This window comes from Paenarthrobacter sp. Z7-10, from assembly GCF_026932795.1.
Taxonomy (GTDB): Bacteria; Actinomycetota; Actinomycetes; order Actinomycetales; family Micrococcaceae; genus Arthrobacter_M.
In genome coordinates this window covers 1-13411 of the sequence record NZ_JADPVH010000004.1, presented here as the reverse complement: position 1 = coordinate 13411, position 13411 = coordinate 1, and the positions used below count along the sequence as shown (strand labels likewise).

Below are 13411 nucleotides of genomic sequence, written 5' to 3'. Positions count from 1 at the left end.
GTGCCCGCGCTCCTCAGTGGAAGAACTGCAGCAGCGTCGGCGCAACCGAATCCGGCGCCGCGGCATGCGTCTGGCCCTCAATGACGTCCTGCCGCCCATTCTGCACGGCCATCGAGACCTCAGCCGTCGCCGTCTCCGCCCACGCCGCGCTCGCCCCACCGTACAAAGCGAGGACGGGCGCCGAAATACGGCCCAGCCGCTCCACCGGCACCACGCCGTCGGCCGCCAGCGCCAGGTCGTAGGGCAACGTGGGCGCCAAGGCCACCATCGCCGGCCACCAAGGCGACTGCTTCATCCTCTCGTCGAATCCCGCTCCCGTGTGCCGGATGAATTCCTCCACCGCTTGGTCCGAATGTCCCTCATCCACCAGCGACTGAACCTTGTCCACGAACACCTGCCACAGCCCGTCGTCACCCTCGCTCGTGGCATATGGCGGCTCATACACGGCCAGCTTGCTGATCTCCACGCCAGCGGCAGCCGCCTCCAACGCCAATATGCCCCCGGACGAGTGGCCATACACGCACGCCGACCCTCCGACGCCTGCCACCAGCGCCTGGAAATCCTCCACTTCGCGTTCGACGGCGTACGGCGGCGTATTCGTACTCTCGCCTCGGCCCCGGCGGTCAAAGGTGATGACAGAGAAGTCCTCAGCGAGCAGGGGCACCAGATCTCCTGCCGAATGGCGGGTATTCATGGCTCCGCCGACCAGGATGAGCACAGGTCCGCTCCCGGCCGTCTCGTAGGTGATGGTGGTTCCGTCTGTGGACTGGACACTTTCGACCATGAAGTTCTCCCCTGTGATTGGCGTGGCCCGGCCTGCGACCCGGCCAGTCCACTTCTACCCGCAAGCGGACGGAACTGCAAGGGTTCGCGGCGAAGGCGTGCGACCCGGGGCGCCCGGGCGAATCGGCACATTCCGTCCTGCCCCACATTGAGCCGCTGCAGGTCGGTTTCGACGGCGTGTTTGGCTCGGACACGCTCCTCAAGTCGCCAATGTGGTGCAGGGCGATACCGGGGAGGGCGTGAGCCGTTCAAACTCAGGGACTCTCTGAGGCGAACATCTTGCCCTGCGGATCGAGACGTGCGAGCAGCTGCGTGGAGATGGCTGAGAGTTGGCGGATTTGTTCCCGGCTCAGGGCGTCGACGACGGCGGCGCGGACGTGCGCGACGTGTCCGGGTGCCGCGTCGACAACCTTCGCCCTCCCGGCGTCGGTCAGCACGGCGTTGGTTGCCCTGCCGTCCTCTGGACAGGGCTTCCGTTCCAGCAGCCCCTGGCGCTCCAGCCGGCTCACGACCCGGGACAGCCGCGGCAGAGTGGCATTGGTCCTCGCGGCGAGGGACGTCAGACGCAGCTTGTGCCCCTCGGCCTCGGAGAGCATGGCCAGTACCCAGTAATCGAAATGCGTGAGCTCCTGGTCTCCGGTCAGTTGGGCATCCAGCGAAGCAGGCAGCAGCTCCAGCACGGCCGCAAACTTTACCCAAGCCTCCCGCTCCTCTGAATTCAGCCACCGCTCATTTTCCATGTCCCCAGTATACGGGATAGTTGTATCTACAACAAACTGTGGTAATTTAGTTGTATCTTCAACCATCGGGCCAACCTGGTCCAACAATCAAGGAGTTCCAATGACCAGCGTTACGATTTTCGGTTCCGGCAACATGGGCACCCCCGAAGGGGCATCCGGCTTCAGTCAACCGCCGTCGTTCGTCACTCGGAGGTGGCGCCGCCGTTCGTCAGGCCCATGAACATCGTCCGGTGCAGGATATCCACGTGTTTGCGCGAGACTTCCACGGCTTTTTGGAAATCGCCAGCCCGTAGAGCTGCCACCAGCGCGATGTGGTCGCAGTTCGATTTATGCAGGAGCTGGATCGGGTAGGGGATGAAGTAGGCGTAGAGCTGTGCCAGCGTCTCGTGGTACTCCTCCACCGCGGTGCCCAGCCCCGACGCGGTGCCCACCAGCTGATGGAACTGCTTGTCTGCCTGGTGGTAGTCCGACCAGTCTGCAGATTCGGCCATGTCATGGGTCAGCCGTTCGAGCTCATCGAGCTGTTCGGTCGTGGCGTTGACGGCCGCATAGTGCGTCACGGCGCATTCGAAAAGCAGCCTCCGGTCCACCATCCGGTTCACGGCTCGGGACTCGCCTGGAGATGCGGAGAGTTCAGCCAGCACGCTCCGCGGGGGCTCGTCAGCCACGAATGTTCCGCCGCCCCGGCCACGCCGGCGGACCACCACACCGTGCTCCGCCAGGCTCATCAGCGCGCGGCGGGCGGTGATCGGGCTGACCGACAGGCCCAGTGCCACGTCCTCCTGGTCGGGCAGGCGATCGCCGGGCTTCAGCAGGCCCAGCGAAATCGCCATGCCAATCCGTAGCCGCACGGCGTCCATGGCGCTTCGACGGTCGGTTCCCGCCAGCCTTCCGGCGCCGAGAGGGTAGGTGCCGGCGGTGTCCTCCAAGTGACGGGTCATGTCCGCTACTTTACGGCCCACTCTCCCCACTTCCCATAATTAGATCATTCTGATCTAATATAGTGCAGATCACATCCCAACGTGGAGAGAACCATGCAGCGTATCCTTCCCCTCATCGCAGCCCAGGCCAGGCCCCGCCTCATCGGCGAGCCCGTCTCGGCGTTTGCGGACGAGGTCAAAGCCGCCCTCGCCGCCCAGCCCCACAGCAAGTTGGTGGTCTTTCCGGAGCTGCACCTGTTCGGGGATTCCGACCCGGACCGGCAGCGTACGGAAGCGCTTCAAGCTTCCGCGGAACCGCTGGAGGGCCCCCTGGTCAAGGAACTGCGGCAGATCGCCGGTGATCTTGGCATCTGGCTGGTCCCAGGAAGTGTGTGCGAGCGGGGCCCGGAAGGGCAGTTGTTCAACACCCAACTGGTCCTTTCCCCGGAGGGCGGGCTTGCCGGTTATTACCGGAAGGTTTTCCCCTGGCGCCCCTTCGAGCCCTACGACCCCGGTGACCGGTTCACCACCGTGGACCTGGCCGGGATCGGGAGGGTGGGCCTGAACATCTGCTACGACGCGTGGTTCCCCGAGGTGTCCCGCCAACTCGCCTGGATGGGTGCCGAAGTCATCCTCAACGTCGTGAAAACCACGACGCCGGACCGCAGGCAGGAACTGGTGCTCGCCAAGGCCAACGCCATTGTGAACCAGGTCTTTGTGGTCAGCGTCAACTGCGCCGGCCCCACCGGCAAGGGCCGAAGCATCATCGTGGACCCCGAGGGCAACACCCTCGCCGAGGCGACCGACCACACCCCGGTAGTGCTCGCGGCCGAACTCGACCTTGCCGCCGTCGAGCATGTCAGGACCCACGGAACCGAAAACCTCAACCGCCCCTGGTCCCAGTTCCTCAACGGCGACGACGCCGTTGAACTGCCCGTGTACCAGGGCCGGATTAGCCCGGCCACCTGGGCTCCCCAGTCCTTCAACGCCTAAGGAAACACCGTGACAACAACACCCGCCCTCACGCGCACGCTTAAACTGCCCTCGTTGGTCCTGTTCGGCCTGGCATACCTTACCCCGCTGATCGTCCTGGGAATCTTCGGCATCATCGCCGAAACCACCGGCGGGGCCTCACCGTCAGCGTACCTGGTGGCGCTCGTGGCCATGCTGTTCACGGCGCACAGCTACGGGCGGATGGCCGTCGCGTACCCGGTGGCCGGTTCCGCCTACACTTACGTCCGGCGGTCCATCGATCCCAGGGTGGGGTTCCTGGTGGGCTGGGCCATCCTGCTGGATTACCTCTTCCTGCCGATGGTGATCTGGCTCATCGGCGGCTCCTATCTGAGCGCCCAGTTCCCTGGAATCCCCATCGGTGTCTGGGTCGTTGGTTTCATCCTCATCACCACGGCCCTGAACATTCTGGGCATCAAGGTGGCGGACAAGGCCAACTACGTGCTGATGGCGTTCCAGCTGCTGGTCATCGTGTTCTTCGTGGCGCTGGCCATCGGCAACGTGGTGTCCACTCAAGGCGCCGGCGGCCTGGCCAGCACCCAACCATTCTTCAACGACACCTCCAGCTTCGCCACCATTTCCGCCGGTGCGGCCATCGCTGCGTATTCGTTCCTGGGGTTCGACGCCGTCACCACCCTCACCGAGGAGACCATTGAACCGCGCAAGAACATGCCACGCGCCATCATGCTCATCGCGCTGATTGGCGGAGGGATCTTCCTGGCGGTGTCCTACGTGACCCAGCTGGTCCACCCCGGCGGGGTGTTCGAGGACTCGGCTTCCGCGGCCAGCGCCATCGCGCTGCAGATCGGCGGTCAGCTGTTCGGAGCTGTGTTCCTCGCCGGCCTGGTGGTGGCGCAGTTCGCGTCCGGCCTCGCGGCACAGGCCAGCGCCTCTCGCCTGCTCTATGCCATGGGCCGGGACTCCGTCCTGCCCAAGGCGGTCTTCGGCCGGCTGAACGCGAAGTTCCACACACCGGTGGTGAACCTGATCCTTACTGGGATCGTCGGCCTGATCGCGATCTTCCTTGACGTGGCCACGTCAACTTCGTTCATCAACTTTGGTGCCTTTACCGCCTTCACCCTGGTCAACGTCTCCGTGGTGTTCCACTACGTCCGGCAGTGCCGTGCCGGGCATCGGCTGAACGCTGTCTCATACGTGGTTGTCCCGGTGGTAGGAGCCGTCGTCTGCGCGTACCTGCTCTCCCAACTGGACGTCCACGCCATTACGCTGGGACTATCCTGGCTGGGCTTGGGCATCGTGGTCCTAGCCCTTATCACCCGTGGTTTCAAAGCGGCCCCACCGGAAATGACGGCCACGGAAAAAGCGACGGTTGAGGCTGCAGCCTGATCGCAGGGAAGGAACAACCGTGAGGATAGCGCTCGGGCAGCTGGAGTCAGGCACCGACATCCAGTCCAACCTCGCTGTGATAGACCGGTTCGCCGCGGAGGCCGCGCACGACGGCGCCACGCTCGTCGTCTTCCCGGAATATGCCACCTACGAGAAAAAGAAGGTGGACGCTACCTTCCCCCTAATGGCTGAGCCGCTGGACGGTCCCATCTGCCAGGAACTGGCCAGCACTGCCCGCCGCCACCGCATCGCGCTGGTGGCGGGCGTGGTGGAAAGCTCCGAGGAGCCGGACAAGGCGTTCAACACCGTGGTGGCATTCGGGCCGGATGGGAGCCTACTGGCCCGCTACCGGAAGATCCACCTCTTCGACGCGCAGGGCTTCGGCGAGTCGACGTTCATCAAGCCCGGCCCGTCCACTGACCCGGTAGTGTTCGAGCACGCGGGGACCCACTTCGGCCTGATGACCTGCTACGACCTCCGCTTCCCGGAGCTGGCCAGGCAACTGGCCGACGCCGGCGCCCAGGTTCTGCTCGTCTGCTCATCCTGGGTGCCGGGCACCCATAAAACCGAGCAGTGGCTGGCATTGAATGCCGCGCGGGCCATCGAGAACAGCCTCTACGTAGTCGGAGTATGCCAGGCACCGCCCGTCTCGGTAGGCCGCAGCATTCTGGTCGATCCCATGGGGGTCACCGAAACCGATCTCGGGCTCGCCTCCGGCGTCACAGCGGTGAACATCTCCCCGGAAACGGTGGCACGGGTGCGGGAATTGTTCCCGACGCTCCGTCAGCGCCGGCTGTAACCGGTAGCGGCCGACGTCCGCAGTTCAGTAGTCGCCTGCGTTGCCCCTTCAAGGACTTCTGTGTGTTTCGTGGCACAGGGACGCAACAGGGCAAGGGCAGCAGCATCCGGTAACGTTCGTTCGCGGGACACTCCGGGCCAGGTCCAGCAAGCCGCGGAATCCCGGACCGGAGTTTGTAATGCATCCCGTTTGCTCGCCTATGTAACGCTCAGCAGGGTTAGGGATACGTCCGTCCGCGTGAGGCCTAGGCAGCGGACATGGCGTCGCCCCTCGAAACGAATTGATCGCCCAGAGCTTGCCAACATAGTTGTCGCTGTCGACTCCGCACTGTCTATCTGCTGTTCTAGAAGTTCCAGTCGTCGTCCTCAGTATTCACAGCCTTGCCAATCACATACGACGAGCCCGAGCCGGAGAAGAAGTCGTGGTTCTCGTCCGCATTCGGCGACAGCGCGGACAGGATCGCGGGGTTCACGTCCGTGACGGTGGAGGGGAACATGGCTTCGTAGCCAAGGTTCATCAGCGCCTTGTTGGCGTTGTAGTGCAGGAACTTCTTCACGTCCTCCGCCAGGCCGACGGCGTCGTAGAGGTCGTGGGTGTAGTGAACTTCGTTTTCGTAGAGTTCGTACATCAACTCAAAGGTGTAGTCCTTGAGCTCCTGGCGCCGCTCCTCGGAGACCTTTTCCAGCCCACGCTGGAATTTGTAGCCAATGTAGTAGCCGTGCACGGCTTCGTCGCGGATGATCAGCCGGATGAGGTCGGCGGTGTTGGTGAGCTTCGCCCGCGAGGACCAGTACATCGGCAGGTAGAAGCCTGAGTAGAACAGGAAGGACTCCAGCAGCGTGGAGGCGACCTTGCGCTTGAGCGGGTCGTCGCCGGCGTAGTAGTCCATCACGATCTGGGCCTTCTTCTGAAGGTACTCATTCTCGGTGGACCAGCGGAACGCGTCGTCGATTTCCTTGGTGGAGCACAGCGTGGAGAAGATCGACGAGTAGCTCTTGGCGTGCACGGATTCCATGAAGGCGATGTTCGTGTAAACGGCCTCTTCATGCGGAGTGAGCGCGTCGGGGATCAGGCTGACGGCGCCGACGGTGCCCTGAATGGTGTCCAGCAGTGTCAGGCCGGTGAAGACGCGCATAGTGAGCTGCTGCTCGTCCGGTGTGAGCGTGGCCCAGGACTGCACGTCGTTGGACAGCGGCACCTTCTCGGGCAGCCAGAAGTTGTTGACCAAACGGTTCCAGACTTCCACGTCCTTCTCGTCCTGGATCCGGTTCCAGTTGATGGCCTCGACGTGGCCGAGCAGCTTGACTCGCTGAGTCATCGTTCCTTCTCTCTAAAACTGTCTAAAAAGTAATGGGCGGACGACGACGACGGTCGGCTTGCGCCGTCGTCGTACCTTTTAGTTGCCGTAGGCTACAACATACAGGAAACGCAACCCTCCACCTCCGTCCCTTCCAGCGCAAGCTGGCGGAGACGGATGTAGTAGATGGTCTTGATGCCCTTGCGCCAGGCATAGATCTGGGCCTTGTTGATGTCGCGGGTGGTGGCAGTGTCCTTAAAGAACAGCGTCAGGGACAAGCCCTGGTCCACGTGCTGGGTGGCGGCGGCGTAGGTGTCGATGATCTTCTCGTAGCCGATTTCATAGGCGTCCTGGTAGAACTCCATGTTCTCGTTCGTCAGGTATGGCGCCGGGTAGTAGACGCGCCCGATCTTGCCTTCCTTGCGGATCTCAATCTTGGAGGCCACCGGGTGGATCGAGGAGGTGGAGTTGTTGATGTAGCTGATCGAACCGGTCGGCGGGACGGCCTGCAGGTTCTGGTTGTAGATGCCGTGTTCCATTACGGAGGTCTTCAGCGCACGCCAGTCGTCCTGGGTCGGGATGTCGATGCCATCGAAGAGTTCAGCCACGCGCGGTGTCTTGGGCAGCCACTCGGCGTCGGTGTACTTGTCGAAGAACTCACCAGTGGCGTACTTGGATTTCTCGAAGCCTCCGAAGGTGCTTCCCGTCTCGATGGCCAGCCGGTTGGAGGCCCGAAGTGCGTGGTACACGACGGTGTAGAAGTAGATATTGGTGAATTCCAGGCCCTCTTCGGAGCCGTAGTGCACCCGCTCCCGGGCCAAGTAACCATGCAGGTTCATCTGACCCAGACCAATGGCGTGCGACTGGTCGTTGCCCTTGGCAATGGAGGGAACGGAGGTGATGTTGGACATGTCCGAGACAGCGGACAGGGCCCGGATGGAGGTCTCGATGGTGAGGCCGAAGTCCGGTGAATCCATGGTCTTCGCGATGTTCAGCGAACCCAGATTGCAGGAGATGTCCTTGCCGGTCTCGTCATAGGAGAGATCGTCATGGTAGGTGGTGGGTTTGGAGACCTGGAGGATTTCCGAGCACAGGTTGGACATGATGATCTTGCCGTCGATCGGGTTGGCCCGGTTCACGGTGTCTTCGAACATGATGTACGGGTAGCCGGATTCGAACTGGATCTCGGCCAGGGTCTGGAAGAACTCGCGGGCCTTGATCTTGGTCTTCTTGATCCGGGCGTCGTCCACCATCTCGTAGTACTTCTCGGTGACGTTGATGTCCGAGAACGGCATGCCATAGACCTTCTGCACGTCGAACGGGGAGAACAGGTACATGTCCTCATCGCGCTTGGCCAGCTCAAAGGTGATGTCCGGAACCACGACACCGAGGGAGAGCGTCTTGATGCGGACCTTCTCGTCAGCGTTCTCCCGCTTGGTGTCCAGGAAGCGGTTGATGTCCGGGTGGTGGGCGTGCAGGTAGACCGCCCCGGCCCCCTGACGGGCACCAAGCTGGTTGGCATAGGAGAAGCTGTCCTCGAGGAGTTTCATCACCGGGATGACGCCCGAGGACTGGTTCTCGATCTGCTTGATCGGCGCGCCAACTTCGCGGATGTTGGTCAGCGCGAAGGCCACGCCGCCGCCGCGCTTGGACAGCTGCAGGGCCGAGTTGATGGAACGGCCGATCGATTCCATGTTGTCTTCGATGCGCAGCAGGAAGCAGGAGACAAGTTCGCCGCGCTGGGCCTTGCCCGCGTTGAGGAACGTCGGAGTGGCCGGCTGGAAGCGGCCGTCGATGATCTCATCCATCAGCTGGGTTGCCAGCGCTTCGTTGCCGCGGGCCAGGTGCAGGGCCACCATGCACACGCGGTCCTCGTAGCGCTCCAGGAAACGCTTGCCATCGAAGGTCTTCAGCGTGTAGGACGTGTAGAACTTGAAGGCGCCCAAAAAGGTTTCGAAACGGAACTTCTTCTTGTAGGCGCGGTTGTAGAGCTCCCGGATGAAGTTCATCGTGTACTGGTCGAGGGTTTCCCGCTCGTAGTACTCGTTCTTGACCAGGTAGTCCAACTTCTCTTCCAGGTCGTGGAAGAAGACCGTGTTGTTGTTCACGTGCTGCAGGAAGTACTGGTGCGCAGCCTCGCGGTCCGCCGCGAACTGGATTTTGCCGTCGGGTCCGTAGAGATTGAGCATGGCGTTGAGCTCGTGGTAACCGAGCCCGTGGTAGGCGGCGGGCAAAGCTGCGTTCCTTTCGGCAGGCTTTACTGCACTGCCGTCGCCGGCTACGGCCTGTGCTGCAACAGTCGTTTCCAAAACGTATCCAATCCTTGGTGAACCTTGTCGACGTCTTCCGGCGTCCCCATGAGTTCGAAACGGTAGAGATGGGGAACCTTGCATTTGCTGGCGACAACGTCGCCGGCCAAGCAGTAGGCTTCCCCGAAATTTGTGTTCCCGGCGCCGATGACGCCGCGAATAAGTGATCTGTTCTGCGCGATATTGAGGAACTTAATGACCTGCTTGGGAACCGCGCCGGCCCCCGGCTGACTCCCATACGTCGGCAAAACCAGGACGAACGTTTGCGACGCCAGCAAGGTGTCCTCGCCCGTGCGCAATGGCAGCCGAGCCGCATCTAGGTCTAGCTTTTCAACGAACCTGTGCGTGTTGCCGGACACCGAGGAAAAGTAAATCAAGGAGGTGTCGGTGTGCTGCACACGCCCGCCCGGACCCAGGACCGCCGTCGGGCCTTTAGCCTGAAGTGCTGCTAAAGCTGGTATCGCCGTCGTTTCTTACTCTTCCGGTTGGTTCATGCCGATTTATTCTAGGCCACTCAGCCCGCGATGGACGCTAGTGCCGTCGGGGAATGCTCAGGCGACGGAGCTGATGGTGGTCTGGGCCAGCTCGGCGATTTTATCCGGGCGGAAACCCGACCAGTGATCCTGGTCCGTAATCACGACGGGTGCCTGCATGTAGCCCAAGGACCGCAGACGCTCAAGGGCCTCCGGGTCTTGGGAGATATCGACGCTCTGGTAGGTGATCCCCTTCTTGTCCAAAGCGCGGTATGTGGCATTGCACTGCACGCAGGCTGGCTTCGTGTAAACCGTAACGGTCATGATCCCTGTCCCCTTCTTGGAAGCACCCGTGACGGTGACTTCCGGCTCTTCGTTATTGGCGGGCCTGACGTGTTCGTTTCCACTGCCGTGAGGCAGGTTCCGCGGCGGTTGCTGACCGGGGCGGAGGTTACGGTTTCTGCTGGCCTCCCGAGCGTACCGGGCCCAAACCCGGTCTGCTCTCTTTCTGTATTTCGATACTACATGTAGTGCGAGCCACTGAGAATGACCCCAAGATGATGTATTACAAGTATGTCATTTTATGCACCGATAGTCCACAGGGCGGCAGCGGAAAGTTCGCCGGAATCAGCGCTTTGCGGTGGCTATATCCACAGCCTGTGGAATAGTTAGGAACAGGAGATTGTGGGCGTGTCGACGGCCGCACGGCGTGTCGGAACCGCCGCCCGTGAGTCGACGGTGGAAGGTCGGCCAACCCCTACAGCCCCAACGACGGCAGGGCTCGAAAGTCCAAGCTCCAATGCCCGCCGTGTTCCAACACCCAAGCGGCCAACCCATACAGCGCTGCCGCCGGCTGCCTCGTTAGGGCACTACGCAGCCTTCGGTACAACGCACAGCTTGAGGTAATAGAAGTAGGCCCTCTGAGTCTGCCAGTCCGGAGCCTGGATGATCCCGCCCGCCGCTGCAACATATTCCTTTGCTTTCGACAGCGAGGCTGACACGACCTTGGGGACATCGACGACTTGTTCTACTTCGGCTAAGTCGTAGCCGAAGTACGTGAGCTGCTGGCTCAGATACGCCTCCATCGACTCGAAGGTCGTGCCCATTCCCTGTTCGTAAGCCGGCTGCACGTTGGCAAGCCGCTGCTTCTCGCCCGATGCCAGCATGTCGTTCGCAGCCGAGCAGACCATGCCCGTAATCATTTTGCCGGCCAAGTCATCCATACGTGTGCGGAACGCATCACTCGGGTTCTTGAGGAAAGCGGCACCGACCAAGGTGACCGCCTCGTCCGGAATGGAGGCGGCCGCAGTGTCGGCAAGCCCCAGGGTCTGCTTCGCCTGCGACCAGTACTTGACCACGGCATTTGCGTTGGCCAAAAACTGTTTCTCTTCGACAGAGAGTTCACCCGGACGAGGGGCGTTTCTCAGGGCCCGCAGGAGATCACTGGAATCCGAGACTCGGGCAAGCTCCGACAGGGAAACAGACTCGGTTGCAGCCGTCCTGGCCGCGGTCACGGCGTCGGCTATCGACTGCTTCCACGCCGAGCAGCCCACCAACATGATTGCAAGAGTTCCAGTCAAAAACCACGCCGTAACGACCGTGGAAACCGTTGCTGATCTCTTCATGAAGACCACGTCCCTGTGCAGTCGGGAGGACTCGAAATTAGCTCTGGTTTAGCACACGCCGTCGAAACTGTCGAGATCGAGGGCCGTCGCCGTCTCGCAACGGATGTCCATGCTGCAACGCGATACCGGCGTCGTGCTCTTCCTGCGTTTCGCGCAGCAGTGGTCTTACCGCAGCGGCCCTAACGAACCACGTTGAACCACACAGCGGCCGCACCGCTGTCGCCCAGCAGGACGATCTGCACGACTGACACCACCGCCAGCAGCAGCGCCACGACCCGGACGAGGGGCAGCACCACACGGTAAGACTGGATGCGGGTCCGCACTTTTACTACGGCGACCGGCGCCGGTAATTCAAGGATTGCCAGCACAGTGAGAAGAAACCCAACGGCGAAGGTCAAGGGCATAATGGTGGTGGCCAGCTCCGCGTGCTGAATGATGGCACGGTTGCTGGGCAGTGCTTCCTGCAACTGCTCCCCCGTGTTGTGCGCAACGGCAACGAATATGAATCCAAGCACGCCCGCAGCCCCGGCCATGTACGTCATTGTGCGTCGAATACGCCGGAGGAAAAGCAGCGCAGCGAACACCAGGGTCAGTGGGACAAAGACTACCGCGCCGTGCACGATGAGCGGGTGGAGTGGGATGCCATTTAGAGTCATAGTCCAAATCCTTCCAGACGAACCTAGCCAAACGCTGACGACGCGGCGCCGGGCCGCGTCCCAGCGATTGCCCTGCCGCTCCAAGAAACCTGACACGCTTATGCTTTTAGAGGGCGCGCCAAGGTTTTGCTGACCCTCAATGCCCCGCTGACCTTAAGGACCCGATGTGGTTAACCCCATACATCTGAGAACCTTGCTGGAAGTAACCCGGCTGGGTTCATTCGCCGCTGCTGCCGCACGGCTTGGATACACCGCCTCAGCCGTCTCCCAGCAGATGTCCACGCTGGAACGAGATACCGGCGTCGTGCTCTTCCAGCGCTCCGCCCGCAGCGTGCTGCCCACCGAGGCCGCCGTCGTCATGACCCGGCACGCTGCCAAAGTCCTGACGGACATCGACGCGCTGCTCGCAGCCACCTCCCGCACCGATGCAACGACGACACAGGAGCTGCGGCTGGGCATATTCCCCTCGCTGGCCACCCACGTGCTGCCGCGCCTGCTCGCCAGTTCCGCCTGGCACGATCTCGGCATCAACTTGAAGGTCTCCGTGGCCGAACCCGCACAAACCATCCAAGGCCTGCGCACCGGCGGTGAGCTGGATGTGGCTCTGGTGTACCAAGTGGGGCAGGGCGGTCTGGCTTGGCCGCATACCGTCAACCGGCAGTGGATCGGTGACGACAATTTCCGGGTTGTGCTGCCCTCCTCGTGGGGCATCCGGCCCAAGGCCGAGGTGGCCGCGGCGCAGCTCTCGGACATGCCATGGATCATGCACCATCCCGGGATCAGCGACGCGGCCGTGATCGAGCGGCTGTTTGCCAGCTGCAATCTGCATCCGCAGGTGGCCGTCTACAGCGACGACTTCAACGCCAGCCTGGCACTGGTCTCGGCCGGAATGGGCGCGGCGCTGGTTCCCGAGCTGGCGCTGCGGCACCGACCGCAGGGAATTGTGGTGCTGGACGTTCCTGAAATCCGGTTAGCGCGAAACATTTTCGCGTTGCTCATTAACGAAAAACAAACAGCGCAGGTGGAGGTCTTTGTGGATCTGCTCTCCGGAATCATGCATGATCTTGCCCGTATTCCGCAGCACGAACAGTAGCGGGTCGAGCGGCGATTACACCGCAGTTTCCCAATAAATCAACTGGTCTTGGTCCTCTTGGTGCGCCCCGTGCGGGATCGGCTGGGACGGCGGCGGGCGCGTAAGCGACCACGAGCGCGATCCAGGCCCGACGGCGGCAGACGGGTCAGCGGATAACGAAAACGGTTCGCCAGCGGAGAAGCTGGGGCACCGGTGGGATGGAGAAAAAATGTTTTCCCCTGTTGTGTGTGGTGGTGGTTGTGTGGGGCTTTTTTGTCGGTGCCCCTCGGTAGCGTTAAGACAGTTGGGGAAGGTCGTAGGGTTCCTGGTGAAGTGAGGGTGGGTGGGATGGATATTAATGCGGATAATATTGCCGCGG

13 protein-coding genes are annotated in these 13411 nt (G+C 62.0%); 4 read left to right on the top strand and 9 right to left on the bottom strand.

Going from position 1 to position 13411, the window contains the following annotated elements:
• Nucleotides 1-13: 13 nt before the first annotated feature.
• The 3 genes from IV498_RS02100 to IV498_RS02090 form a co-directional block, all read right to left on the bottom strand.
• On the bottom strand, nucleotides 14-784 hold the full coding sequence (locus tag IV498_RS02100; protein WP_269044909.1) for an alpha/beta fold hydrolase: 771 nt from the start codon (nucleotides 782-784) through the stop codon (nucleotides 14-16).
• A 253-nt stretch (nucleotides 785-1037) separates the two neighbouring features.
• A complete protein-coding gene (locus IV498_RS02095; protein WP_269044908.1) occupies nucleotides 1038-1523 on the bottom strand; it encodes a MarR family winged helix-turn-helix transcriptional regulator in 486 nt (161 codons plus the stop codon).
• A 182-nt stretch (nucleotides 1524-1705) separates the two neighbouring features.
• Nucleotides 1706-2464, bottom strand: coding sequence for a FadR/GntR family transcriptional regulator (locus tag IV498_RS02090; RefSeq protein ID WP_269044907.1), 759 nt, complete (start codon nucleotides 2462-2464; stop codon nucleotides 1706-1708).
• Nucleotides 2465-2545: 81 nt separating this feature from the next.
• Here IV498_RS02090 and IV498_RS02085 point away from each other — a divergent pair, with 81 nt between their 5' ends.
• Genes IV498_RS02085 through IV498_RS02075 form a run of 3 tightly spaced genes read left to right on the top strand, consistent with a single transcriptional unit; the run spans nucleotide 2546 to nucleotide 5600 of the window.
• Entirely contained in the window at nucleotides 2546-3436 is an 891-nt protein-coding gene (locus IV498_RS02085) for a carbon-nitrogen hydrolase family protein (RefSeq protein ID WP_330059138.1), read from the top strand.
• A 9-nt stretch (nucleotides 3437-3445) separates the two neighbouring features.
• On the top strand, nucleotides 3446-4801 hold the full coding sequence (locus tag IV498_RS02080) for an APC family permease (protein ID WP_269044905.1): 1356 nt from the start codon (nucleotides 3446-3448) through the stop codon (nucleotides 4799-4801).
• A gap of 19 nt (nucleotides 4802-4820) precedes the next feature.
• Nucleotides 4821-5600, top strand: coding sequence for a carbon-nitrogen hydrolase family protein (locus IV498_RS02075; RefSeq protein WP_269044904.1), 780 nt, complete (start codon nucleotides 4821-4823; stop codon nucleotides 5598-5600).
• Between the two features lie 343 nt (nucleotides 5601-5943).
• Here IV498_RS02075 and nrdF read toward each other — a convergent pair whose 3' ends face one another.
• From nrdF to IV498_RS02045, 6 genes are all read right to left on the bottom strand, one after another.
• The gene (gene nrdF, locus IV498_RS02070; protein WP_269044903.1) at nucleotides 5944-6918 is read right to left on the bottom strand and encodes a class 1b ribonucleoside-diphosphate reductase subunit beta; all 975 of its coding nucleotides are present in this window, start codon (nucleotides 6916-6918) and stop codon (nucleotides 5944-5946) included.
• A 92-nt stretch (nucleotides 6919-7010) separates the two neighbouring features.
• On the bottom strand, nucleotides 7011-9131 hold the full coding sequence (nrdE, locus tag IV498_RS02065) for a class 1b ribonucleoside-diphosphate reductase subunit alpha (protein WP_269044902.1): 2121 nt from the start codon (nucleotides 9129-9131) through the stop codon (nucleotides 7011-7013).
• Between the two features lie 44 nt (nucleotides 9132-9175).
• Nucleotides 9176-9604 (bottom strand): class Ib ribonucleoside-diphosphate reductase assembly flavoprotein NrdI, encoded by a 429-nt coding sequence (gene nrdI / locus IV498_RS02060; RefSeq protein WP_269044901.1) that lies wholly within the window; start codon nucleotides 9602-9604, stop codon nucleotides 9176-9178.
• Between the two features lie 153 nt (nucleotides 9605-9757).
• A complete protein-coding gene (gene nrdH, locus IV498_RS02055) occupies nucleotides 9758-10003 on the bottom strand; it encodes a glutaredoxin-like protein NrdH (RefSeq protein WP_269044900.1) in 246 nt (81 codons plus the stop codon).
• A 545-nt stretch (nucleotides 10004-10548) separates the two neighbouring features.
• The gene (locus tag IV498_RS02050; RefSeq protein WP_269044899.1) at nucleotides 10549-11313 is read right to left on the bottom strand and encodes a hypothetical protein; all 765 of its coding nucleotides are present in this window, start codon (nucleotides 11311-11313) and stop codon (nucleotides 10549-10551) included.
• A gap of 170 nt (nucleotides 11314-11483) precedes the next feature.
• A complete protein-coding gene (locus IV498_RS02045; protein WP_269044898.1) occupies nucleotides 11484-11960 on the bottom strand; it encodes a DUF2231 domain-containing protein in 477 nt (158 codons plus the stop codon).
• Between the two features lie 166 nt (nucleotides 11961-12126).
• Between IV498_RS02045 and IV498_RS02040 the strand changes: the two genes are divergently transcribed.
• Nucleotides 12127-13053 (top strand): LysR family transcriptional regulator, encoded by a 927-nt coding sequence (locus IV498_RS02040; protein WP_269044897.1) that lies wholly within the window; start codon nucleotides 12127-12129, stop codon nucleotides 13051-13053.
• Nucleotides 13054-13411: the final 358 nt, after the last annotated feature.

Coding starts and splice junctions, on each gene's coding strand:
- IV498_RS02100 (WP_269044909.1), bottom strand. CDS start 784: ATGGTCGAAAGTGTCCAGTCCACAGACGGAACCACCATCACCTACGAG.
- IV498_RS02095 (WP_269044908.1), bottom strand. CDS start 1,523: ATGGAAAATGAGCGGTGGCTGAATTCAGAGGAGCGGGAGGCTTGGGTA.
- IV498_RS02090 (WP_269044907.1), bottom strand. CDS start 2,464: ATGACCCGTCACTTGGAGGACACCGCCGGCACCTACCCTCTCGGCGCC.
- nrdF (WP_269044903.1), bottom strand. CDS start 6,918: ATGACTCAGCGAGTCAAGCTGCTCGGCCACGTCGAGGCCATCAACTGG.
- nrdH (WP_269044900.1), bottom strand. CDS start 10,003: ATGACCGTTACGGTTTACACGAAGCCAGCCTGCGTGCAGTGCAATGCC.
- IV498_RS02045 (WP_269044898.1), bottom strand. CDS start 11,960: ATGACTCTAAATGGCATCCCACTCCACCCGCTCATCGTGCACGGCGCG.